The following is a 21803-nucleotide window of genomic DNA, read 5'->3' as shown; positions in this document are numbered from 1 at the left end:
GGCCAGTCCCGGCTTGACAGAACCCGTGTGGACCGGAGAGACTCCCGGACAACGGATGCCGGTACCGGGGAGAGAGCCGCAGAGGCTGGCCGGGTCTTTGAAAAATACCGTATTTGGTGCGAAGATTCGGGGCGTGCTCATCTCTTCGACCTGGCATTCATCTTCAACCTGCAGCAGCCGCCTGATCGAAACGACAGGCTCAGCTGCATCATCATTGTTCAACCACATGAGAATCACCGATCCTTTCCCCTCTATTGACTCTGAGCAGGCACTGCCATGACGCCGTATGCAATGCTGGTCGCCGACATCGGTGGCACGCGTGCCCGCTTCGCGCTGCTCGACGAATCCGGCTCACCGGAGCGGGTACGCATACTCGCGGTGGCCGACTTCGCCGGACCGGCAGAAGCGATTCAGGCCTACCTCACTGAAGTCGGCTGCCCAGGTTTGCAGGCGGCGGCGATCGCGCTGGCCGGCCCGGTTCATGATGAAGTGGTCGGATTGACCAATGGCGCCTGGACCTTCGCGCGCGCCGACCTCAAGGCGAGACTCGGGCTGAATCGCCTGCTGCTGCTCAACGACTTCACTGCCCTGGCCCTGTCGCTGCCGCAACTTGACGCCGCCGATCTGCATCAGGTCGGCGGCGGCGAGCCGATCGAGTTGGCCCCCAAAGCAGTGCTTGGACCCGGAACCGGCCTTGGTGTCTCGGGGGTGCTTTTCGATCGTGGCCACTGGCTGGCGCTGACCGGCGAAGGCGGCCATTGTTCACTGTCCCCTGCCGACGCACGCGAGTCGACGATCCTTGCCCTCGCCCGACTTGAGTTTGACCATGTCTCTGCCGAGCGCCTGCTTTCCGGCAGCGGCCTGCCTTTGCTGCATCGTCTGGTTGCTGAAGTCGACGGCCGCCGCGGTGAACCCTTGTCGACAGCTGAAATCGTCGCGCGTGCCGTCGCCGGCAACGATCTCCAGTGCCGGGCGGTGATCGACACTTTCTGCGCAATGCTGGGCTCCGTTGCGGGAAATCTTGCGCTGACGCTCGGCGCCCAGGGTGGCATGTATGTCGGTGGTGGTATCATCCCAAGACTAGGGGAATTATTTGATCACTCACCATTTCGCGCCCGTTTCGAGGCCAAAGGGCGATTCGCTGCCTATCTGGCCGCAATTCCAACCTATGTAATGCTTTCTCCAACGCCGGCCCTGCTTGGTGCTGCCCATGCCCTGGCCGACAGCGAAGCTTGCCCATGAACTTTACTGGAGTATCCGCCTGATGTCCGATGCCGCTCAAACCGATCCAGAAAGCGAAAAACTGCGCACTGAAATCGAGCACAAACTGCTATCCACCGTTGCTGCCGAGCCCTCCAGAGCCAGCACGGCCGACCTCTATCAGGCACTTTCGCAGGTGGCGCGCGAGCAGTTGGCGCAACGTTGGGTCAACACGCAGAACACCGATCGCAATAACAAGGCACGACGCGTCTATTACCTGTCGATGGAATTCCTGATCGGCCGCGCGATGAACAATGCCCTAGCGGCACTCGATCTGCGTGATCCGGCAGCGGCGTTGTTCGCACCACCCGGCCCGTCGCTCGACGAGGTGATCGAATGCGAGCCTGACGCGGCGCTCGGCAACGGTGGTCTGGGCAGGCTGGCGGCCTGCTTTCTCGATTCGATGGCCACCCTGGGACTGCCCTCCTGGGGCTATGGCGTCCGCTATGAATACGGCATGTTTGCGCAGTCGATTATCAACGGCCAGCAGGTCGAGCAGCCGGAAGCCTGGCTGCAGGATCGTTCGCCATGGGAGTTCCCGCGCGCCAACAAGCATTATACCGTGCGCTTCGGAGGCTATGCCGAACATCACGGAGAATGGGCGGAATGGCATGCCGCCGATGCCGTGGAAGCCAAGGCTTTCGACTACGTCATCCCCGGTCACGGCACCGAGCGGGTCAGCACCTTGCGCTTGTGGAAAGCGGCAGCGCCGTCGCATATCGACCTCGGGGCCTTCAATACCGGCGACTACCAGCGCGCCGCTGAGTTCAAGAATCGTTTCGAGAACATCTCCTGGGTCCTCTACCCGAATGACAGCACTTCGGCTGGTCGCGAACTGCGTCTGCGCCAGGAATACTTTTTCGTTTCCGCATCGCTGCAGGACATCCTGGTTCGCCATCTGGCCGAGCACGGCAGCTTCTGCAATCTGGCCGAGCAGGTGGCCATCCATCTCAACGATACCCACCCGGCGATCAGCGTTGCCGAGTTGATGCGTCTCCTGGTCGACGAGCACGGGATGGCCTGGGCCACCGCCTGGGATCAATGCCGACGCATTTTCTCCTACACCAATCACACCCTGATGCCGGAGGCCCTGGAAACCTGGAAGGTGACTCTGATGCAGCGCGTGTTGCCGCGCCATATGCTGATCATCTACCGCATCAACCAGGAATTTCTCGATGAAGTGGTTCGTCTCTACCCCGGAGACATCGACCTGATGCGGCGCGTCTCGATGATCGACGACGGCGGTGGCCATGACAAGGACAAGCGCGTGCGCATGGCGAACCTGTGCATCGTCGGCAGTCACCGGGTCAATGGCGTTTCGCAGTTGCACTCGGACCTGATGGTGCAGACCATTTTTGCCGACTTTGCCCGCCTCTACCCCGAACGCTTCCATAACAAGACCAACGGCGTCACGCCACGCCGCTGGCTGGCACAAGCCAATCCTGCCCTATCCACCCTGCTCGACGAACGTCTTGGCAACCGGGACTGGCGCCTGCATCTGGACCGCCTGCACGATTTACGGGCAAGCGCTGACGATGCAGGTTTCCGAAATGCCTTCGCAGAAGCCAAACGCGGCAACAAGCAACGCCTGGCCAACTACGTCGCCCGTGAAGTCGGTGTCACCCTGAATCCCGACAGCCTGTTCGACGTGCAGGTCAAACGCATCCACGAATACAAGCGGCAGTTGCTCAACGTGCTGCACGTGATCACCCGCTATAACGCGATTCTCAACGGCATGACCGAAGGGTGTGCACCACGCAGCGTGATTTTCGCCGGCAAGGCGGCGTCGTCGTATCACATGGCCAAACAGGTGATCCGGCTGATTCACGACGTCGCTGCGGTGGTCAACAACGATCCGCGCTCCCGTGATCTGCTGCAGGTCGTCTTCATCCCCAATTATGGCGTTTCCGTTGCCGAACTGATCATGCCGGCGGCCAATCTCTCCGAACAGATTTCGACGGCCGGCACCGAGGCCTCGGGCACCGGCAACATGAAACTCTCGCTCAACGGCGCACTGACCATCGGCACCGAGGATGGCGCCAACATCGAGATTCGCGACAACGTCGGTGCCGAGAACATTTTCATTTTCGGCAACAACACGGCACAGGTCAGCGCCATCCGGCAGGCCGGCTATCAGCCGACGGATCTTTACCGGAATGATGCCGGCCTCAAGGAGGCGCTCGACCGGATCGATAGCGGCTTTTTCTCCCCCGGCGAACGCTCGCGCTACCATGACATTTTCAACTGCCTGGTTCACTATGGGGATTACTATCTGTTGCTCGCCGACTATGCGGACTATATCGCCACACAGGCGCGCGTCGATGCCCTCTATCTGACGCCTGCCGAGTGGCAGCGCAAAGCAATTCTCAACGTCGCCGGGATGGGTCCCTTCTCGGCTGATCGAACGATCGCTGACTATGCCAACGATACCTGGAAGATTCACACACATAAGTAAGGAAGTCGAAAATGCTTGACCATGCTGAGATCATCGCCCTTTGCCGGGCAGAACACGGTGACCCTTATGCGGTCCTCGGAATGCACACCGACGCCGACGGAGGGCTATGGGTTCGCAGTCTGCAACCGGGAGCGCTCTCGGTGACCGTCCTTGATGCCAAGACCGGAAAGCAGGTTGCTGAACTGAAGCACATCGAGATCGAGGAAGTCGAAGGCTTCTTCGAAGGGCTGATGCCACGCCGTCGCGGCAGTTTTCCCTACCGCCTGCGGATCGTCTGGAAAGAAGGGGTCCAGGAAACCGATGACCCATATCGCTTCCCGACGGTGCTCGGAGAAATGGACGTCTGGCTGCTGGCCGAAGGCTCACACCTGCGGCCCTTCGAACGTCTCGGTGCGCATCTGTGCGAAATCGATGGTGTGGCCGGAACGGTCTTCGCGGTCTGGGCACCGGACGCGCAACGGGTCAGTGTCGTCGGCGATTTCAATACCTGGGACGGCCGTCGCCACCCGATGCGCCTGCGCCGGGAATGCGGGGTCTGGGAAATCTTTCTGCCGGGAGTAGGCGCCGGCGCGCACTACAAATACGAAATTCGCGCGCGCGATGGCTATCTGCTGCCGCTCAAATCCGACCCCTACGGCTTTCAGGCCGAGATGCGTCCGTCGACGGCGTCGATGGTCTGCGCCCTGCCCGAACCCGTGGAACCCGCGCCGGCAGCGGCCGGAGACGAACTGGGCGCACCGTTGTCGGTCTACGAGGTGCATCTGGCCTCCTGGCGGCGGGCTGACGATGGCGGCTTTCCGGACTGGCGGCGGCTGAGCGAAACCCTGATCCCTTATGTGGTCGACCTCGGCTTCACGCATCTCGAATTGCTGCCGATTTCCGAGCACCCCTTCGATGGCTCCTGGGGCTACCAGCCGCTGGGGCTGTACTCCCCCACTGCCCGCCATGGCGACCCGACCGGTTTCCGCAACTTCGTCCATTCCTGCCATGACGCTGGACTGCGCGTGATCGTCGACTGGGTGCCGGCGCATTTCCCGACCGACGAACACGGTCTCGGCCGCTTCGACGGCACCGCGCTGTACGAGCATGCCGATCCACGCGAGGGCATGCATCAGGACTGGGGCACCCTGATCTACAACTTTGGCCGCCGCGAAGTCAGCAACTACCTGATCGGCAACGCGCTCTTCTGGATCGAACGCTACGGCGTCGACGGCCTGCGCGTGGATGCCGTCGCCTCGATGCTCTACCGCGACTACAGCCGCGAAGAGGGGCAATGGCTGCCGAACGTGCATGGCGGCCGCGAGAACCTCGAGGCCGTCGCTTTCCTGCGCCGCATGAATGAGGTTCTTGGCCAGGAGCACCCGAGCGCTTCCACCTACGCCGAGGAATCGACCGCCTGGCCGATGGTCAGCCGTCCCCCCTCGATGGGTGGACTCGGCTTCCACTACAAATGGAACATGGGCTGGATGCACGACGTTCTCGACTACATGACCAAGGACCCGGTGCATCGCCGCTATCACCACAATCAGCTCAGCTTCGGAATGATGTACGCCTACACCGAAAACTTCATCCTGCCGCTGTCGCACGATGAAGTGGTGCACGGCAAGGGCTCGCTGATCAGCAAGATGGCCGGCGACTACTGGCAGAAGTTCGCCAACCTGCGTGCATTGTACGGTTACATGTGGGCGCATCCGGGCAAGAAACTGTTGTTCATGGGCGGTGAGATCGGCCAGTGGAACGAGTGGAATCACGATCGTTCGCTCGACTGGGGGCTGCTCGACTTTCCGCTGCACGCCGGCATACGCAATCTCATCCGCGATCTCAACGGCATCTACCGCAACAATCCAGCACTGCACCAGGTCGATTTCGAGCCGGCCGGTTTCGAATGGATGGCCGCCGACGATGCCGAGTGTTCGGTGGTCGCCTTCGTCCGCTGGTCGCGCGATCGTTCCCGTGCCATCCTCTACGTCGGCAACTTCACGCCGGTCGTTCGGCATGGCTACCGGATCGGCGTACCGATGCCGGGGAGGTATCTCGAACGGATCAACACCGACTCCGAGTATTACGGCGGCAGCAACGTTGGCAATGGCTTCGATCCGGTATATGCCGAGCAGGTGCCGGCGCACGGCCGCGAATGGTCGGTGAATCTGACGCTGCCGCCACTCGCCGCGCTGTACCTCGAATGGATCGCGTGAGCGACCGCGCCGATCTCGAAGCCGGGCGGCCGTGGCCGCTCGGCGCCTGTTGGGACGGACACGGCGTCAACTTCGCCCTCTTTTCAGCGCACGCCGAGCGCGTCGAGTTGTGTGTCTTCGACGGCGAGCGAATGCGCACGCTACCGCTGCGCGAATGTACCGACCAGGTCTGGCATGGCTACCTGGCCGGCGCTGAACCCGGACTGCGCTATGCCTACCGGGTGCATGGCCCGGATGCGCCCAAGCGCGGCCAGCGTTTCGATCACCGGCGCCTGTTGCTCGATCCCTACGCGCGCGAAGTGGTCGGCCGCTTTTCCTGGCGGAAGCATCATGACCCGGCGGACTGCCTGGCGGCTTGTGTCGTCGACGAACGATTTGACTGGGGCGACGACGCCCCACCCCTGATACCCCTGGCAAGCACGGTTCTTTACGAAGCGCATGTCAAGGGAAGCAGCCGGCAACACCCCGGCGTTCCCGAGGTTCTGCGCGGCACCTACGCCGGTCTTGCCACGCCGGCGATGATCGAGCATTTCCAGCGACTCGGAGTCACTGCCATCAACCTGCTGCCGGTGTGCCACTTTCTCGACGAGAGACACCTGGATGAAAAGGGTCTTGTCAATTACTGGGGCTACAACTCGCTCGCTTTCTTCGCGCCCGAGCCGCGCTATGCAGCGCGGATCGGTGGGCAGTCGGTGATTGCCGAATTCAAGACGATGGTCCGTTCCTTGCACGCCGCCCACCTCGAAGTCATTCTCGACGTGGTCTTCAACCATACCGCCGAATCCGACGAAGCGGGCCCGATCCTGTCGTTTCGCGGCATCGACAACTCGAGCTATTACCGCCTGCCGCCCGACCATCTCAACCGCTACGAAAATTTCACGGGCTGCGGTAACACCCTGAATCTCGCCCATCCACGCGTTCTGCAAATGGTCATGGATGCGCTGCGCTACTGGGTCGGCGTCATGCACGTTGACGGCTTCCGCTTTGACCTCGCAGCCACGCTGACACGCGACAGCGCGTTTCTTGCCGCACTCCGGCAGGATCCTTTGCTGCAGCGCGTCAAGCTGATCGCCGAGCCCTGGGACATCGGACCGGACGGTTATCACCTCGGCCGCTTTCTGCCGGGCTGGAGCGAATGGAACGATCGCTTCCGCGACGACGTACGCGCATTCTGGCTGACGCATGAGGCAGGCGCCGGACAACTGGCACAACGGCTCGCTGGCTCACGAGAAGTCTTCGGTAGCAGCGGACGTGCGCCCCAGGCGGGAATCAATTTCATCACCGCGCATGACGGTTTCACCCTGCGCGATCTCGTCAGCTATCAAAAGAAACACAATGAATTGAATGGCGAGGAGAATCGCGACGGACACGGCCATAACCACGCGTGGAACTGCGGCGAGGAAGGCGTAAGCACTGATCCGGTAGTGCTCGAAAGGCGCCGGCGCCTGCAGCGCACGCTCCTCGCCACGCTGATGCTGTCTCAGGGCGTGCCGATGCTGCAGAGTGGCGACGAAATCGGACGCACACAGGCCGGCAACAACAACGCCTATTGCCAGGACAATGCAATGACCTGGCTCGACTGGAAGAACGCCGATGCCGAGTTGATCGATTTTGTCGCCGGGCTGATCGACTTGCGCCGGCGTTTCCCGCAATTGCGGCAACACCGCTGGCTGACCGGCGAAGCGATGGTCGACGGGCAGCCCGATGTGGTCTGGTGGCATCCTGCGGGCAGACCGATGCGCCACGCCGACTGGGAGTCGAAAAAACTGGGCACCTTCGGTCTGCAACTCGCCCCCGACCGGCCAGCCGTGGGCAAAGCACAGGATGGCGAAACCTTGCTATGCCTGATCAACCGCGACGACAACCAGGCTTCCTTCCTGCTGCCGGCAGGGGTCTGGCAGCAGATCTGCGACAGCAGCACGCAGGCCCCCTTTGCTCCCCACATGCGCGAGATCAGCACCCCCCGTGGCGGCGCGCAGCGTGCAGATTCTCAGCCGTTCTTGATTCGCTGGCGCGACTTTTACCACTGATCTACCGCCAGCCGCGCAGCAGCGCGATGCCGTGTCCGCCGCGGCTCCTCGCGGTTTCGAGCATCTCGGGCTGCAAGCCGCCCAGCGCATAGACCGGTAACGACGAGCGTTCGACGAGCTGCGCGAACGCTGACCAACCGATGCCGGCTGTTCCGGGGTGGCTGGCCGTCGGCAGCAAGGGGCCGAGGACGACGAAGTCCAGTCCCAGTCCGGCGGCGCGTGCCAGGTCGGCAGCGCCGTGACACGAGGCGGCGACGCGAGCGAAATCCGGGCGCCGTTCGATCTGCCAGAGCTGCTGCGACGAGAGGTGCACTCCCCCGGCGCCGACCGTACGGGCGAGTTCCTGGTCGTCGTTGATCAGCACCACCACCTGCGCATGCCTGGCCGCCAGCGCCACGACCTGGCGCGCAAAAGCGTGCCGCTGCGTTGGCGGCAGCGTTTTGTCGCGCACCTGGAACAGGCGCAGTCCGTTCGACAGCGCGTTCTGCAGCCGCGCCAGTTCGGCCGCCACGCCATACTCCTCGGCATTGCTCAGTGCGTATAGCGACGGCAGCGCCAGCGCGCGCAGGATTGGAGCGTTGGCCGGCAGGATCGGTGCGACGCTCGCCGCCGCACCGGCCGGCAACCAGACCAGGTTGCTGTGCTCGATCGCCGCCAGTTCGCCGTGCCAGGTGTTGACGCGAAAGAAGCGCAGGCGAACCGTCGCGTGTGGATAGCTGAATTCGCAACAGACCCATGGCCAGGCTTGCTCGACGGTGATGCCGAGTTCTTCTTGCAGTTCACGAACCAGCGCCGCGCGCGCCGTCTCGCCAGGCTCGATCTTGCCGCCCGGAAATTCCCAGTAGCCGGCATAAACCTTTCCGGGCGGACGTTGCGCCAGCAGAAACTCGGGCGCCGCCGGATCGCCGCGCAGCATCACTGCCGCCGCCACTTCGGTCACCTGGGTCATCGGGCGCTTAATCGCCCCCTGCGGCGGCTCAAGCGACATTCCGCGAGCGCTTGCGCGCGGTCGTTGGCGAGGTGGACGGCGCGCTGCGCGGTCGCCTCTGGCGATCCGGCACAGCGAGTTGCCGGCCGGCCCAGTCCCTGGCGAACTGCCAGGCGACGCGTCCGCTGCGCGAACCGCGTTCGAGCGCCCAGTTGAGCGCATCGCGCTCGGCACGAACGATCTCGTCGCGGGCGCAGCCAAAGGACTGCAGCCAATGCGCCACGATCTTGAGATAGGCCTCCTGGTCGAATGGATAGAAGGAAATCCACAGACCGAAGCGCTCGGACGCGGCGTTGCGTCTGCCGCGGCAGGCGGCATAGCTTGCTCGATCCACATAACCGTTTTTAAAAACAAATAGTTATGTTACGTTGTGCGGGTTCGACAACTATCGTAGAATACCTGCGTTAAACATTGTTTTATAGGGGCTGACCATGCTCAAAACCATCACCAAAGTCGGAAACTCACAAGGCTTGATCCTTGACACCGCGCTGTGCGAACTTACCGGCCTCAAAGCTGGGGATCAGGTGAACGTGACCGTGCATGACGGCGGCGCCGTGGTCATTACGCCCATACGCAACGCCGCGCCCGCGGAGGTGATGAACAACACCATCCGCCAAACCGTCAAGGATTACGCCAAAACCCTGCGGAAGCTGGCGTGAGCAACACGCCGGATGATTGCATCCACCTTGCTCTAGCCGATGTTTGCGAAATTCACAACCAAGTCGTCGCTGCGTTCGGCGGCTTGGCGGGGGTGCGCGATGCAGGCTTGCTGCAATCCGCGATTGCCGCGCCGCAAGCTACCGCGTTTGGCGCTTCGCCATTCGCTGACTTGATCGAGGTCGCGGCGGCTTATCTTTTTTACCTCTGCCGCAATCATCCGTTTAACGACGGAAACAAGCGTGTTGCGATGGCCTCCGCCATCGTGTTTCTGCGTCTAAACGGCATCGAACCCGCGCCCGACAGTGATGCGTGGGAAGCGTTGCTGCTGGATGTCGCCTCCTCCCAATTGGATCGCACGCAGACTACGGACCGATTGCGCGCACTGATTCCCTCGCAGTAGACGGGACCGCCCATGACCACCGGCAGCACCCGCGCAATCACCTTGCTCACCACCGTCTTCGGCCACCCCGCGTTTCGCGGCGCACAGCAAGAGATCGTTATACCAAGCTCGGTCATAAACGACTTTAACTGTCGTGTCTCCTGGGATGTAGAATTGGGGGCATGACTTCTTCTTGGGACGTGCGGCCATGTTGAAATTGACATTTTCGCAAGCAGAGGCGCGAGTCTTGGCACACGAGCGCTTTCACCATCCGCATCCCCATGTGCGGCGCAAGATGGAAGCCTTGTGGCTGAAAAGCCAAGGTCTTGCCCATCAAGAGATCGAGCGGCTCGCGGGCGTGAGCGGAAAGACGCTTCGCAAGGATAGGATATCCAACGCCACTTCCGCCAGTGTTCCAGGCTCTGATAGGCCCTGACAGCAGTCGTGATTCGGGGAAAGCGTGCCGACGGAGCCTGAAAACCTCGCCAGAACCGCAGCATCAGGATGGCCATGATGGCCATGGGTCGCCGCGGTGGCTGACTAGGCCGCCGCGGCAACCCATGGTGCAAGCGCTCCCTGACGAGCCCGATCGGATCGTCTTCGTGCGGCCTTTCCCAGGCGATGCGCTGATCGAATGGGTCGTCCGGTGCCGGTTGAGCGGGCGGGCCGAACTCGCCCTGCTCGGCATCGGTGATCTCCCACAGCGGCGGGCCCCGGGCCGGCGCGATCGGCGGCGGTGACGTCGGCTCGCCTAAGTGCGAGAGGATCTCGCGCACGGCGCAGGCGTCGGTGAGGAAGGCGATGATTCGCCTCTCGCCGCCACAGCGTGGGCAGACGAGCGGAAAGACCTCATCGATCCGCGCGAGCAGCAACGCCCAGGCGTAGCGGGCCGCGCGACACAGGAGCGCTTCCTTTGCCTGCTCCTCGCTGTCGGACGACGCGCCTGGGGCGGTGATTTGCGCCGCGATTGGCTCAGTCTCCGTCTCAGTCGCTGTAAGAAGCGGCGCGGTCGGACTCTCTGGCACGCCGACAAGCGCGGTGACCTGTGCGCGTAGCGGTGCGTTGGGCGCAGTACGCCGTAGTACCGATGCCGATGACGGCGCGGGGGTGGAATCAGCGCCGCCAGACGCTCGAACCGTTCGAGCGGCGTGAGCATCCAGCGAACGCTGCCGCCGGGACCCGGCTTGACGCTCTCATAGACCCGGTGTTCGGCGTCGATTTCACGCAAGCGCTCCAGCCCAAAGGCAGGTCGAGCGCAATAACGCAACAGCCGTTCCAGGCCCTGGCGGTCGGCCCCTTCGAGGCGCACGCCGGCGTCGAGCGAGAAGCCGCCCCCGTGCTCCCAGTTCGCCATCGTTTCGGCGTCTTCCGGCTCAAGCACACCGCGCCGGGCCAGCGCGCGCAGCAGACGACGGCGGACCTTGGCCTGCACTTCGTTGAGCCACTTCTGGTCGGGGGCACGGCTTTCGTGAAACGTCGCCGCCCCCGAGGCGTCCGCCTCGAAGACACCCTCGATGACGAGGCAGTGGAAATACTCAGCTGGCACGCTTGATCCACACGCTGCTGACCAAGGGCGAGAAATACACGGACAAGAGACAGGATTACTACGAGGAGCGGTACCGCCAGCGCGCCATGCATCACCTTGCCCGGCGCGCCCAGAAACTCGGCCTGAAACTCGTTCCAATTCCCGACGCCGCTTAAAAACATGCCTTTAATCAGTCACTTGGAGTGTGTTTCTTGAGAGAGGGAAGGCTACACCGCCGCAAATTCAGTGTTTGAATCTTGACCTTGGCCCTGAATAATGTATATTGTTCGTGTATATAGCATTTCGGAAGCCAGCCATGCCTGCCAGCACCGTCTTCACCAACAATCGCACCCAGGCGGTTCGCCTGCCCGCCGAGCTGCGCTTTCCGGATTCAATCAAGAAGGTCGATGTGCGGGCCGTCGGCCAGGAGCGCATCATTGCCCCCGCCGAAGCGGCGTGGGACAGTTTTTTCCTGGGCGAAAAAACCGTGACCGACGATTTTCTGCCGGAACGGGCCATCCAGGAGCAGCCGGATCGGGAATGCCTTTAACCCGTGCTGACCCACCTGCTCGATACCAACATCGTCATCTACGTCGTCAAGCGGCGTCCGATCGAGGCTTTGGCGTCCTTCAACCGCCATTACGGCCGCCTGGCCGTCTCAGCCATCACCCTCGCCGAGCTGGTCCATGGTGCCGAGAAAAGCAGCGACCCCGCCCGCAACCTTTCCGTGGTCGAGGATTTCTGCAGCCGCCTGAGCGTCCTGCCCTATGGCGAGCGGGAGGCCTACCACTACGGCAGCATCCGCGCCGCCCTGGAAAAGCTGGGCCAGCCCATCGGCGTCAACGACCTGCATATTGCGGCTTTCGGGCTGCCGTCGGTGATCATCCGCGTTTCGTCGCCCATGATCTCGCGGATGCGCGCCTTGTCTTCCTCGGTCGACTTGTTGGTGCCGGTGGCGACGACCGTCATGCCCAGATCCTGCAGTGCCGAGACCACCGACCAGCTCTTGACGCCGCCGGTGTACAGCAGCACGCGCCTGCCCGCCAGGCGCGCCCGCCAGGGCTCGAGCGCGGCGCGAATCCTGGCTTCCTCGCGAGCGATCATGGCTTCGGTGCGCGCGCTCAGAGCGGGGTCGGCCAACAGCCTCGCAAAGTCGCGGAAGGCCTGCGAGGTGTCGGTGATGCCGTAGAAACTGCCTTCGAAGAAGGGTACGCCGAATTCGCCTTCGAGTTTGCGCGCCACATTGAGCAGCGCCTTGGCGCAGACCACCATCGACGCTTCCGCCCGGTGCATGGTCTGCACCTCGTGGAAGCGTGCGTCGCCCGAGAGCGTGCAGAGAATGCGCAGGCCGAGTTCGTCGAACAGTGGCGCGAGATACCAGAATTCGCCGGCGATGTTGTATTCGCCGATCAGGTTCACGTCATGCACGCGGATTCCCGGCCGCTGCGCCGCAGCGGGTACCGGCTCGGGCTCGCGGGTGCCGATCACGTACTTGAACATGGCCTCGCCGGCAATGCGGTTGCCCAGATTCTTGGTGCCGTAGAAGCCGGCGCAATCGACCGGCACCACCGGCACCCCCCAGCGCTCGCTGGCTGCCCTGGCGACGGCTTCGAGATCGTCGCCGATCAAGGCCGGCACGCAGGTCGAGTAGAGGAATACCGCTTTCGGCGAGTAGTCGTCGATGGCCTGCTTGATGGCATGAAACAGGCGTTTTTCGCCGCGACCCATGATCACGTCCTGTTCGGTGAGGTCGGTGGTCATGCCTGTTCGATAGAGTGTCGGGCCTGAAGAGCGCGCGCCGCGGTTGTCCCAGGAAGCGCCGGCACAGGCGATCGGCCCGTGCACGATGTGCGCGACATCGGCAATCGGCAGCAGAGCGATCTGTGCGCCGTCAAACGAACAGCCGCCGGCCGTCGCGCCCGGCTTGGTCCGGGCACAACCGGATTTCTCGTTCTTGTTGTGCGCACAGGCGGGCTCGTTCAGCAACTCGGCGATTTCGGCAGTCTTCATGGCATCGGTCCTTGGTTGACTGTGCTAGTGCAATCCGCGTGCCAGCGCCAAGTGATTGATTCTGCATGACTGCAGCGAGGGTGCGATTGTCGGGTTTGCGACATTGAGACATTGCGACATGGTCAGGAGGCAGGAGAGTTGCCGCTACGCGGCTGCTCCACGACTGGCCGCAGAGCCGCATGGGTAGCGCTTTTCCAGGGATGCACGCGCCATCACCAGCGTATGGGCACGGCTCTTGCGTAGGGTGGTGTATCTGCTGCCGGGAAATCCCATATGCTCGATCCGACCAAGAATCCGTGGCCGCCTACGCCGCACAAGCAAGACCTGTGCACACTCGCGTTCGTCGGCGTCATTGGCCAGTCTCTGGCAGCATGCCGCCAGCCGCTGCTGCGAGGCTTGTCGGAAGATCGCCTGCGGGCTTTGCTGGCGACGTATTTCCCTGGCACGGTGTGGGAACCCGCTGTCGGTGTTCCGGCCCCGGAACCTGGCGACGACGAGTTTCACGACCTCGTCGAACTGCTCCTGGAATCCCGTGCCCGACCCGACGAGGCGGGTGCCTGGCTGTGTCATGCGATCGCCACGGCGGCGATGGGAGAGAAGCATCTCTGGCAGGACATGGGTCTGCCCAACCGCCAGGCCTTGTCGGATTTGCTGCGCGAGAACTTCCCCGGCCTGGCGGCGAAGAACAGCGGCGACATGAAATGGAAGAAGTTCTTCTACCGGCAACTCTGCGAGCGCGCCGGGGTACCGATCTGCAAGGCACCGCATTGCGCCGAGTGCTGCGATCGTGCGCTGTGTTTCGGGCCCGAGGATGGCTCGCCATGATGCTGGTTATTTTCTTGCTACCGTCGGGTAGCAGGCGTTCAGCACGCGTCATGCCCGGTTCAGTGGCGAGGCGACCTGCATTGCTTCGGGATGAGCAGCCTGAGCCGTCCGAGCGGCTTTTGCATTCGGCGAACACCCTGTCGCTCGGTCGATCCAGCGATCCAACGCGAGCCGCGGCAGCTTCGTGCTACGCTGGGCGGTCAATTGCAATACAATGTATCTCGTGTCTGAACGGAAATTCCAAGAGCCTTGCCGCGCAAGGCTTTGAGTGGGTTTTTCAGAAACGAATATTTTATGCACTAGAGATATTTGGGGTTAAACGGCTCAAACTTCGTCATATTTATGCATATGAACTTCAAATGCCAAAATCTTCGTTTTGTAAAGTAGCACCTAAGGAACGTTTCAATAACAATTTGCGAAAGCTGATCAATGGAATCCCACCGTTTTCCCAGTCCAGCAATGAATTTCCGCAGGTTGTTTTTTTGAACGTTCCTAAGCATTTGTAGTAAAGGCGTTTTTTAGACTTTTCGTTCAGACACTATCTCACTGATTGACGGAGGCGATGATGGCTGCTACGACAATGGTGCATGTTCGCGTGAGCGAAGAAATCAAGGCGCAGGCTACGGAAACGCTGGCCGCGATGGGACTGTCGCTTTCCGACGCGGTGCGCGTGTTTCTGACCCGCGTGGCGGCCGAGAAACAACTCCCGTTCGCGCTCAAGCTACCGAATGCCGAAACGTGCAGTGCGATGGCCGAAGCCGACGAAATTGCCCACACGCACCGCGCACGCTTTGCTACGGCCACCGAACAGTTTGATGACCTCGAAAAGAACAGCCGCGAGTAAACGCGCGCTGTTGCCGCGTGCGGCAGACTATGCGAAGACCTTTCTGAAAGACTGGGAACGCTTGTCCAGGGCTGGCCGTTACGACATGAATCGGCTCAAGGAGGCCATGCTTCTCTTGATTGCCAATACGGCACCCCTGGGACCGGAATGGCAGGATCATCCCTTGCTCGGTCATTGGGAAGGCCACAGGGAATGCCATATTGGTGGCGATTTCCTGCTCACCTACAAGCTCGACGACAGCGGCAAGACCGGTCTGGTCGTTTTTGTGCGTGCGGGCACGCACGCCGAGTTGTTCGATTGAAATAGCGTGTCGGCTGTGCGGTAGTTTTGCTTACGGGCAAGCGCCGATGCACTTCTGTCTGTCGACTTGCAGTGCCGGCCAGTAAGTTGGCCTTCGAAGCCATCGGCGAGCACATCGCGTGCAGCCGTCACGACGACGTGAGCATCATGAACCTGCTGCCCGCGACGGTGATCGCCCATGCCGCCGAAGACCATCTGGCGCTGGCGCTGCTGCCTTGAAGGTCTTGTGCGACAACGAGATTTCGGTGTGCGGCCGCTATCGGCAACGATACTCTATGAGTACAATCGGCCAGAAGCCGACCCATGATACGAGGCGGACTTTCGATGCTGCATGGCCGGTGTGCAAACTTGAGCGGCCATTCCGCTCCCGCGATTGGGACGGGGCGAGGGGATCAACCGTGTCGCCCATGATATGCTGCGCAGTTACATGCAAGGAGCGCCCCAAAAGTGGCTCAGGCAACGCACAACAAAATCGTCTCCTTCATCTGGGGCATCGCTGACGACGTCCTGCGCGATCTTTTCAAGCGCGGCAAGTACCCGGACGTGATCCTGCCGATGTGCGTCATCCGGCGCATGGACGCGGTGCTTGAGCCGGCCAAGGAGCAGGTGCTCGCCACCAAGAGAATGCTCGACGAGGCGCATATCACCGAGCAACGCGCCGCGCTGTGTGATGCTGCGGGTCAAGCGTTCTACAACACATCGAAGTTCACCCTGCGTGATCTCAAGTCCAGAGGAAGCCAGCAACAGCTTCTGGCGGACTTTGAGGACTACCTCAACGGCTTCTCGCCCAACGTCCAGGACATCCTCGAAAACTTCAAATTCCGCAACCAGTTGCAGACGCTGTCGAGGGCTGACGCCATCGGCACGCTGATCAACAAGTTCCTCGACCCCGACATCGACCTCTCGCCGGCCGGCATCGACAACCACTCGATGGGAACGGTCTTCGAGGAACTGGTGCGCAAGTTCAATGAGGAGAACAACGAAGAAGCGGGCGAGCACTGGACGCCGCGCGACGCGGTTCGCCTGATGGCGAATCTGGTGTTCCGGCCGATCGAGTCCGCGATCCGGTCCGGCACCTACCTGCTCTACGATTGCGCCTGCGGCACCGGCGGCATGCTCACCGTCGCCGAGGAGACGCTGACGGCGATCGCCGCCGCGCGCAGCCAGCAGGTCAGGTGCCTGCTCTACGGCCAGGAGATCAACCCCGAGACCTACGCCGTCTGCAAGGCCGACATGCTGCTGAAGGGCGAAGGCGAGAGCGCCGAGCACATCGTCGGCGGCGCCGAGTGGTCCACGCTGGCGCACGACGCCTTCCCCGCCCGCGAGTTCGATTTCATGCTCGCCAACCTGCCCTACGGCAAGAGCTGGAAGAAGGACCTGGAAGCCATGGGCGGCAAGGACGGCATGCGCGACCCGCGCTTCAAGGTCATGCACCAGGGCGAGGAGCTGTCGCTCGTCACGCGTTCGAGCGACGGGCAAATGCTCTTCCTCGCCAACATGGCATCCAAGATGAACGGCCAGTCGGCCCTCGGCAGCCGCATCGCCGAGGTGCATAACGGCAGTTCGCTGTTCACCGGCGATGCCGGCCAGGGCGAGAGCAACATCCGCCGCTGGCTGATCGAGAACGACTGGCTCGAAGCCATCGTCGCGCTGCCGCTCAACCTCTTCTACAACACCGGCATCGCCACCTACATCTGGGTGCTGTCCAACCGCAAGCCTGCGCACCGCCAGGGCCGGGTGCAGCTCATTGACGCCAGCCAGTGGTTCAAGCCGCTGCGCAAAAACCTCGGCAAGAAGAACTGCGAACTCTCGCTTGAGGACATCGAGCGCATCAGCCGCTGCTTCCTCGACTTCGCGGAGACGCCCGAGTCGAAGATCTTCCCGAATGCCGCTTTCGGCTACTGGAAGGTCACCGTCGAGCGCCCGCTGCGCCTGCACAGCCAGCTTTCGCTCAAGGCCATCGAAACGCTGCGCTTCAACTCCGGCGACGAGGACCTGCGCGCCGCGCTCTACGAAGAGTTCGGCGACGACCTGTTCAGCCGTTTCTCGGCGGTTTCCGTCGCGCTCGAGAAGCGCCTCGCCGACTGGGGCAGCAGCGACGACCCCGAAGGCGAAGACGACGAAGGCGGCACGAAGAGGGGCCTGCCCGAGCGACAGAAGAAGAAGCTGCTCGACGCCAGGACCTGGGAACGCGACGGCCGCCTGGTCGACGTGGCTACCCGGCTGCGCGTGCTGCTGGGCGAGGCGCTCTTCGACGATCACAACGTCTTCCGCGACCGCGTGGACGCCGCGCTGAAGACGGCCGGGATCAAACTCGCCGCCGCCGACCTCAAGCAGATCCTCAAAGCCGTGAGCTGGCGCGTCGAGAGCGCACCGCCGGTCATCTCCAGGGTGCACAAGCCCGGCAAGGTCAGGGCCGAGCCGCTGCGCGGCCTCTACGCGGTGAGCGTGGATGGCAGGCCCGCCATCGTCGAGTACGAGCCCGATGCCGACCTGCGCGATACCGAGCAGGTGCCGCTGCTCGAAGACGGCGGCATCGAAGCCTTCATCCGCCGCGAGGTGCTGCCGTACACGCCCGACGCGTGGATCAGGGACGACGCCACCAAGATCGGCTACGAGATCAGCTTCACGCGCCACTTCTACAAGCCGCCGCCGCTGCGCACGCTCGAAGAGATCAGCGCCGACATCCTGGCCATCGAGAAGGAGGCCGAGGGCTTGCTGGATGGTCTGCTCAGGGTCGGTCAGCGATGAAGAAGAAGTCCACTACTTTGCCCCAGGAACTCAAGCCCTCTGCGCTACAGACCGGGAGGCAAGAGCACGCCGGGCATACCGCCAGGGCACAGGTGCCTGTCGTCGTGGATGAGGCGGCGCTCCTCACTGACTTGAGAGAACTGATCCAGTCCGCCCGCCAGCGGATTGCCACAGTTGCGAATTCGACCACGACGCTGCTGTACTGGCATCTCGGGCGTCGACTCCTCGCCGAGAGTCTTCAGGATGAGCGGGCGCCGTACGGAAAACGCATTCTCGCGACCGTGTCACGCGAATTGACCGTCGAATTCGGGCAGGCCTTTACCCTCCGCTCGCTCTATCGCGCCATTCAGTTCTGTCAGGGTTTCACGAACCAGGAGATTGTGTCGACGCTGTCGACACAATTGAGCTGGAGCCATTTCGTCGAGCTGTTGCCGCTCAAGGATCCGCTGGCCCGCGATTTTTACGCGGAGATGTGCCGCATCGAGCGTTGGGACGTGCGCACGCTGCGCCAGAAGATCGGCGGCCTGTTGTTCGAGCGCACCGCGCTGTCGAAGAAGCCGCAAGACGTCATCGCGGCGGAGATCGGCAGACTTCGCGACGGGCAGATGAGCCCCGACATCGTCTTTCGCGATCCCTACCTGCTCGACCTGCTGGGACTCAAGGGCGCCTACAGCGAACGCGACCTCGAGAGCGCCATCCTGCGCGAGATCGAGGGGGTGTTGCTGGAACTGGGCAGCGGCTTCGCCTTCGTCGCCCGGCAAAAGCGCATCAGCGTCGGCAGGGACGATTTTCATCTCGACCTGCTTTTCTTCCACCGTCATCTGCGCCGGCTGATCGCCGTCGAACTGAAGCTGGAATCCTTCCAGCCGGGCCATGTCGGGCAGATGGAACTGTACCTGCGCTGGCTGGACAAGCACGAACGCGCTCCCGGCGAGGAAGCCCCGATCGGACTCATCCTGTGCGCGTCCGCAGACGCCGAGCAGGTGGAATTGCTGCAGCTCGATGCCAAATCGATCCGCGTCAGCGAGTACCTGACGGAGTTGCCGCCGCTGCCTTTGCTGCGTGCGCGGCTGCACCAGGCGATCGAGCACGCCCGCGAGAGCGCCGCCCGGCGAGCGGTGGTGGGGGATCCATGATCGCCGACCTCAGGCCGTATGCGGAGTACAAGGAGTCCGGGTTGCCGTGGCTCGGGAAGGTGCCGAGCCATTGGGAAAACCGGCCCGCGTTTGGTGCTTTCGTGCCCAATCGCGAACGCAACCACGGCATGAAGGAGAAGACCGTGCTTTCTCTCAGCTATGGTCGCATCGTCATCAAGCCTGCGGAGAAACTCCACGGCCTAGTACCTGAATCGTTCGAAACCTATCAGATCGTCAATCCGGGCGACATCGTCCTTCGCACCACCGATCTTCAGAATGACCATACCAGCCTCCGTGTAGGAATGGTCCGCGATCGTGGCATCATCACATCAGCCTACTTAGCCTTGCGAGTGAACACAGGTGTCAGTCCCGACTTTGGTTTTCAGTTCCTCAACGTCTGGGATATGAGCAAGGCCATTTACGGCTACGGCTCGGGACTTCGCCAGGGCTTGGACTTCTCGCACTTCAAGCGGATGCCCGTCGCGCTCCCACCACCCGCAGAGCAGGCGGCGATCGTGCGGTTTTTGGACTGGGCGAACGGGCGGTTGGAGCGGGCAATCCGGGCGAAGCGGAAGGTGATCGCGCTGCTCAACGAGCAGAAGCAGGCCATCATCCACCGCGCCGTCACCCGCGGCCTCGACCCCTCCGTCCCCCTCAAACCCTCCGGCATCCCCTGGCTCGGCGACATTCCGCAGCATTGGCGGGTATGGCGGCTGAAGTTTGTAGCCCTGAATATCGTAGACTGCCTCCATGCGACGCCGAGGTATTCAGACGCCGGCACGCATCCGGCGATCCGAACTGCCGATATTGTCGCTGGGGTTGTTCTTGTCGACCAAGCGAAGAAGGTCTCTTCACGCGACTACGCGCGTTGGACGACGCGACTACAACCTCAAGAAGGAGATATTCTCTATTCAAGAGAGGGCGAACGTTTCGGAATCGCGGCGTGCGTACCGGCGGCCGCCCAATTGTGCATATCACAGCGCATGATGGTCTTCAGGATTGCGACCGAACACTGCAGCAAGTTTGTAATGTGGCTGTTGAATAGTCGATCCACATACGGGCAGGCCCTTCAGGATGTGATGGGCGCAACCGCGCCCCACGTGAACATCTCTACGATAAGAAACTACTATCTGGCGTTGCCCCCGAAGCGAGAGCAGGAAGCAGTCGTCGAGCGTATTGGGGCCGAAACCCATCCGATTGAGGTGGTGATAGATCGCCTCGAACGCGAAATCGACCTGCTCCGCGAATACCGCACTCGCCTCGTCGCCGACGTCGTGACCGGCAAGCTCGACGTGCGCGAGGCGGCGACGCGCCTGCCCGACGAAGTTGCGCCTGACATATCTGCAGAAGTCGTTGGCGAAATGCTCAACGACGCTGGCAATCTGGATGAAGTTGACGCTGAGGAGACTTGAACCATGCCCGACCCGAGCAACTGCATTTTGATCCGCCATCTGGCGCCAAGAAATTTTCTGTCTTTCGGCACTGACAATCCTGGCATTGAACTCCAGGCGCTGAATCTCCTCATTGGTCCCAACGGCAGCGGCAAGTCGAATCTTTTTGAAGCGATCAGCCTGATACGTTCGGCTCCGAAGGAACTTCGGGAGGTGACTCGAAAGGGAGGCGGCGTCGGGGAATGGATATGGAAGGGCGGGACGAAAGAGCCGGCGTCGGTCGATTGCGTCGTGAGAGACGCCAAAGACTCGATACCGCTGCGCCATCTGCTCTCGTTCCGTTCGGTGGCGCAGGCATTTTCCCTTGAGGACGAGCGTGTGGAGCGAGCGCGCCCGCAGGCGGGGCAGCCAGACGTTGACTTCTTTTACCGCTACCAGCACGGCCAGCCGGTCGTCAATACAAGTGGCCATGGCAAACGTGGTCTGACCAGGGCGTCGATCGAAGCGGATCGCTCGATCCTGGCACAACGGCGCGACCCCGAAGCCTATCCGGAACTGGCCTGGCTGGCCCAAAACTACGAGCGCGTGCGCATCTACCGGGAATGGGCGTTTGGGCGGAATGCAGTATTCCGCGAACCGCAAAGATCCGACAATCGCAACGACGTGCTCGAAGAAGATTTCTCGGCTTCCCACTTAAGCCGGGACAATCTCTAACTTCAATGGGTTATGCACAACCCGGTGGCGGGACTTCCTCGGTAAGGGAAGTTCCCCCATCTGGTTGAGCAGCCAATCGAAAAGATCAGGGAAAGAGGTGCTAAACAGACGTTCGGCTGCGATAGTGCCGTCACTACGTCTCACCCCATAGTTGTGGATAACCGTTAGCGCAGCCAGGCGGCATTTCGTCAGACCTCGCCCGTTATGATACAACTGGGACAAGCGGCCATTGCGCCCTTCGACGGCGGAGGAGCTGCGATGGAACTGTCGCACCATCCATTCCCCCCCATTCTAGCCAGCGCTGCAACTCACTCTCGGAGAATCCCGAATGGAACGGGTC

Annotated in this window: 22 protein-coding genes and 2 pseudogenes; 19 read left to right on the top strand and 5 right to left on the bottom strand. The window is 62.0% G+C overall.

Annotated elements, in window-relative coordinates; all coding sequences use genetic code 11:
• Positions 1-276 precede the first annotated feature (276 nt).
• Genes glk through glgX form a run of 4 tightly spaced genes read left to right on the top strand, consistent with a single transcriptional unit; the run spans position 277 to position 7940 of the window.
• Positions 277-1242, top strand: a complete 966-nt coding sequence (glk, locus tag E4Q08_RS17755) for a glucokinase (RefSeq protein WP_169071338.1) — start codon at positions 277-279, stop codon at positions 1240-1242.
• A gap of 22 nt (positions 1243-1264) precedes the next feature.
• A complete protein-coding gene (locus E4Q08_RS17750) occupies positions 1265-3715 on the top strand; it encodes a glycogen/starch/alpha-glucan phosphorylase (RefSeq protein ID WP_034912941.1) in 2451 nt (816 codons plus the stop codon).
• 11 nt (positions 3716-3726) lie between these two features.
• Positions 3727-5910 carry a 1,4-alpha-glucan branching protein GlgB gene (gene glgB, locus E4Q08_RS17745; RefSeq protein ID WP_169071337.1) on the top strand — a complete coding sequence of 728 codons (2184 nt, stop codon included), beginning with the start codon at positions 3727-3729 and terminating at the stop codon, positions 5908-5910.
• Positions 5907-7940, top strand: coding sequence for a glycogen debranching protein GlgX (gene glgX, locus E4Q08_RS17740; RefSeq protein ID WP_372703793.1), 2034 nt, complete (start codon positions 5907-5909; stop codon positions 7938-7940). Before glgB ends, glgX begins: the two co-directional genes overlap by 4 nt.
• Position 7941: 1 nt before the next feature.
• Here glgX and E4Q08_RS17735 read toward each other — a convergent pair whose 3' ends face one another.
• Positions 7942-8889, bottom strand: a complete 948-nt coding sequence (locus tag E4Q08_RS17735; RefSeq protein ID WP_169071335.1) for a Nudix family hydrolase — start codon at positions 8887-8889, stop codon at positions 7942-7944.
• 28 nt (positions 8890-8917) lie between these two features.
• Positions 8918-9214: pseudogene (locus E4Q08_RS17730) on the bottom strand (DUF815 domain-containing protein); the annotation flags it as partial.
• 145 nt (positions 9215-9359) lie between these two features.
• Here E4Q08_RS17730 and E4Q08_RS17725 point away from each other — a divergent pair.
• The 3 genes from E4Q08_RS17725 to E4Q08_RS17715 all read left to right on the top strand — a co-directional run bounded on the left by E4Q08_RS17725 (position 9360) and on the right by E4Q08_RS17715 (position 10403).
• Positions 9360-9587, top strand: a complete 228-nt coding sequence (locus tag E4Q08_RS17725; protein ID WP_034916808.1) for an AbrB/MazE/SpoVT family DNA-binding domain-containing protein — start codon at positions 9360-9362, stop codon at positions 9585-9587.
• The gene (locus E4Q08_RS17720; RefSeq protein ID WP_034916807.1) at positions 9584-9988 is read left to right on the top strand and encodes a type II toxin-antitoxin system death-on-curing family toxin; all 405 of its coding nucleotides are present in this window, start codon (positions 9584-9586) and stop codon (positions 9986-9988) included. Before E4Q08_RS17725 ends, E4Q08_RS17720 begins: the two co-directional genes overlap by 4 nt.
• A 187-nt stretch (positions 9989-10175) precedes the next feature.
• Positions 10176-10403: a hypothetical protein gene (locus E4Q08_RS17715; RefSeq protein WP_169071333.1), complete on the top strand. Its 228-nt coding sequence runs from the start codon at positions 10176-10178 to the stop codon at positions 10401-10403.
• Positions 10404-10718: 315 nt separating this feature from the next.
• On the opposite strand, the gene E4Q08_RS17710 is transcribed toward E4Q08_RS17715, so the two are convergent.
• On the bottom strand, positions 10719-11513 hold the full coding sequence (locus tag E4Q08_RS17710; protein ID WP_169071332.1) for a transposase: 795 nt from the start codon (positions 11511-11513) through the stop codon (positions 10719-10721).
• Positions 11514-11515: 2 nt separating this feature from the next.
• On the opposite strand from E4Q08_RS17710, the gene E4Q08_RS17705 reads away from it, so the two are divergent.
• The 3 genes and pseudogenes from E4Q08_RS17705 to E4Q08_RS17695 all read left to right on the top strand — a co-directional run.
• Positions 11516-11668 (top strand): hypothetical protein, encoded by a 153-nt coding sequence (locus E4Q08_RS17705; protein WP_169071331.1) that lies wholly within the window; start codon positions 11516-11518, stop codon positions 11666-11668.
• A gap of 140 nt (positions 11669-11808) precedes the next feature.
• Positions 11809-12042 carry a type II toxin-antitoxin system VapB family antitoxin gene (gene vapB, locus E4Q08_RS17700; protein WP_169071330.1) on the top strand — a complete coding sequence of 78 codons (234 nt, stop codon included), beginning with the start codon at positions 11809-11811 and terminating at the stop codon, positions 12040-12042.
• 3 nt (positions 12043-12045) lie between these two features.
• Positions 12046-12390, top strand: a pseudogene (locus E4Q08_RS17695) (type II toxin-antitoxin system VapC family toxin); the annotation flags it as partial.
• On the opposite strand, the gene nifE reads toward E4Q08_RS17695, so the two are convergent.
• Positions 12282-13502, bottom strand: a complete 1221-nt coding sequence (nifE, locus tag E4Q08_RS17690; protein ID WP_248594985.1) for a nitrogenase iron-molybdenum cofactor biosynthesis protein NifE — start codon at positions 13500-13502, stop codon at positions 12282-12284. The pseudogene E4Q08_RS17695 and the gene nifE sit on opposite strands and share 109 nt — an antisense overlap.
• Positions 13503-13775: 273 nt before the next feature.
• Between nifE and E4Q08_RS17685 the strand changes: the two genes are divergently transcribed.
• From E4Q08_RS17685 to E4Q08_RS17650, 9 genes are all read left to right on the top strand, one after another.
• Positions 13776-14327 (top strand): nitrogen fixation protein NifQ, encoded by a 552-nt coding sequence (locus E4Q08_RS17685; RefSeq protein ID WP_169071329.1) that lies wholly within the window; start codon positions 13776-13778, stop codon positions 14325-14327.
• A complete protein-coding gene (locus E4Q08_RS17680; protein WP_169071328.1) occupies positions 14324-14833 on the top strand; it encodes a hypothetical protein in 510 nt (169 codons plus the stop codon). Before E4Q08_RS17685 ends, E4Q08_RS17680 begins: the two co-directional genes overlap by 4 nt.
• Before the next feature lie 59 nt (positions 14834-14892).
• Positions 14893-15171 (top strand): type II toxin-antitoxin system RelB/DinJ family antitoxin, encoded by a 279-nt coding sequence (locus tag E4Q08_RS17675; protein ID WP_211203477.1) that lies wholly within the window; start codon positions 14893-14895, stop codon positions 15169-15171.
• A complete protein-coding gene (locus E4Q08_RS17670) occupies positions 15143-15472 on the top strand; it encodes a type II toxin-antitoxin system YafQ family toxin (RefSeq protein ID WP_034915882.1) in 330 nt (109 codons plus the stop codon). Before E4Q08_RS17675 ends, E4Q08_RS17670 begins: the two co-directional genes overlap by 29 nt.
• Positions 15473-15558: 86 nt before the next feature.
• On the top strand, positions 15559-15690 hold the full coding sequence (locus E4Q08_RS25490) for a hypothetical protein (RefSeq protein WP_256436002.1): 132 nt from the start codon (positions 15559-15561) through the stop codon (positions 15688-15690).
• A gap of 228 nt (positions 15691-15918) precedes the next feature.
• Positions 15919-18222, top strand: a complete 2304-nt coding sequence (locus E4Q08_RS17665; protein ID WP_169071327.1) for a type I restriction-modification system subunit M — start codon at positions 15919-15921, stop codon at positions 18220-18222.
• Positions 18219-19358: a PDDEXK nuclease domain-containing protein gene (locus E4Q08_RS17660; RefSeq protein ID WP_169071326.1), complete on the top strand. Its 1140-nt coding sequence runs from the start codon at positions 18219-18221 to the stop codon at positions 19356-19358. The genes E4Q08_RS17665 and E4Q08_RS17660 overlap by 4 nt, the downstream gene beginning before the upstream one ends.
• On the top strand, positions 19355-20770 hold the full coding sequence (locus E4Q08_RS17655; protein ID WP_169071325.1) for a restriction endonuclease subunit S: 1416 nt from the start codon (positions 19355-19357) through the stop codon (positions 20768-20770). Before E4Q08_RS17660 ends, E4Q08_RS17655 begins: the two co-directional genes overlap by 4 nt.
• Positions 20771-20773: 3 nt before the next feature.
• Positions 20774-21463 (top strand): AAA family ATPase, encoded by a 690-nt coding sequence (locus E4Q08_RS17650; protein ID WP_169071324.1) that lies wholly within the window; start codon positions 20774-20776, stop codon positions 21461-21463.
• Here E4Q08_RS17650 and E4Q08_RS24990 read toward each other — a convergent pair.
• Positions 21443-21739, bottom strand: coding sequence for a DUF6399 domain-containing protein (locus E4Q08_RS24990; protein ID WP_211203408.1), 297 nt, complete (start codon positions 21737-21739; stop codon positions 21443-21445). The genes E4Q08_RS17650 and E4Q08_RS24990 overlap by 21 nt on opposite strands.
• Positions 21740-21803: the final 64 nt, after the last annotated feature.

Origin of the sequence: Candidatus Accumulibacter contiguus, from assembly GCF_012940005.1 — a bacterium.
In the GTDB taxonomy this organism is placed as follows: domain Bacteria; phylum Pseudomonadota; class Gammaproteobacteria; order Burkholderiales; family Rhodocyclaceae; genus Accumulibacter; species Accumulibacter contiguus.
This window is presented reverse-complemented; position numbering and strand designations above follow the sequence as displayed.

What these genes read in the sequence shown, in the direction of transcription:
- E4Q08_RS17725 (WP_034916808.1), top strand. Translation starts at nt 9,360, where the DNA reads ATGCTCAAAACCATCACCAAAGTCGGAAACTCACAAGGCTTGATCCTT.
- E4Q08_RS17650 (WP_169071324.1), top strand. Translation starts at nt 20,774, where the DNA reads ATGCCCGACCCGAGCAACTGCATTTTGATCCGCCATCTGGCGCCAAGA.
- E4Q08_RS17655 (WP_169071325.1), top strand. Translation starts at nt 19,355, where the DNA reads ATGATCGCCGACCTCAGGCCGTATGCGGAGTACAAGGAGTCCGGGTTG.
- E4Q08_RS17715 (WP_169071333.1), top strand. Translation starts at nt 10,176, where the DNA reads ATGTTGAAATTGACATTTTCGCAAGCAGAGGCGCGAGTCTTGGCACAC.
- E4Q08_RS17680 (WP_169071328.1), top strand. Translation starts at nt 14,324, where the DNA reads ATGATGCTGGTTATTTTCTTGCTACCGTCGGGTAGCAGGCGTTCAGCA.
- E4Q08_RS17670 (WP_034915882.1), top strand. Translation starts at nt 15,143, where the DNA reads ATGACCTCGAAAAGAACAGCCGCGAGTAAACGCGCGCTGTTGCCGCGT.
- E4Q08_RS17685 (WP_169071329.1), top strand. Translation starts at nt 13,776, where the DNA reads ATGCTCGATCCGACCAAGAATCCGTGGCCGCCTACGCCGCACAAGCAA.
- E4Q08_RS17735 (WP_169071335.1), bottom strand. Translation starts at nt 8,889, where the DNA reads ATGACCCAGGTGACCGAAGTGGCGGCGGCAGTGATGCTGCGCGGCGAT.
- E4Q08_RS17675 (WP_211203477.1), top strand. Translation starts at nt 14,893, where the DNA reads ATGGCTGCTACGACAATGGTGCATGTTCGCGTGAGCGAAGAAATCAAG.
- E4Q08_RS24990 (WP_211203408.1), bottom strand. Translation starts at nt 21,739, where the DNA reads ATGGTGCGACAGTTCCATCGCAGCTCCTCCGCCGTCGAAGGGCGCAAT.
- glk (WP_169071338.1), top strand. Translation starts at nt 277, where the DNA reads ATGACGCCGTATGCAATGCTGGTCGCCGACATCGGTGGCACGCGTGCC.
- E4Q08_RS17660 (WP_169071326.1), top strand. Translation starts at nt 18,219, where the DNA reads ATGAAGAAGAAGTCCACTACTTTGCCCCAGGAACTCAAGCCCTCTGCG.
- E4Q08_RS17750 (WP_034912941.1), top strand. Translation starts at nt 1,265, where the DNA reads ATGTCCGATGCCGCTCAAACCGATCCAGAAAGCGAAAAACTGCGCACT.
- glgB (WP_169071337.1), top strand. Translation starts at nt 3,727, where the DNA reads ATGCTTGACCATGCTGAGATCATCGCCCTTTGCCGGGCAGAACACGGT.
- vapB (WP_169071330.1), top strand. Translation starts at nt 11,809, where the DNA reads ATGCCTGCCAGCACCGTCTTCACCAACAATCGCACCCAGGCGGTTCGC.
- nifE (WP_248594985.1), bottom strand. Translation starts at nt 13,502, where the DNA reads ATGAAGACTGCCGAAATCGCCGAGTTGCTGAACGAGCCCGCCTGTGCG.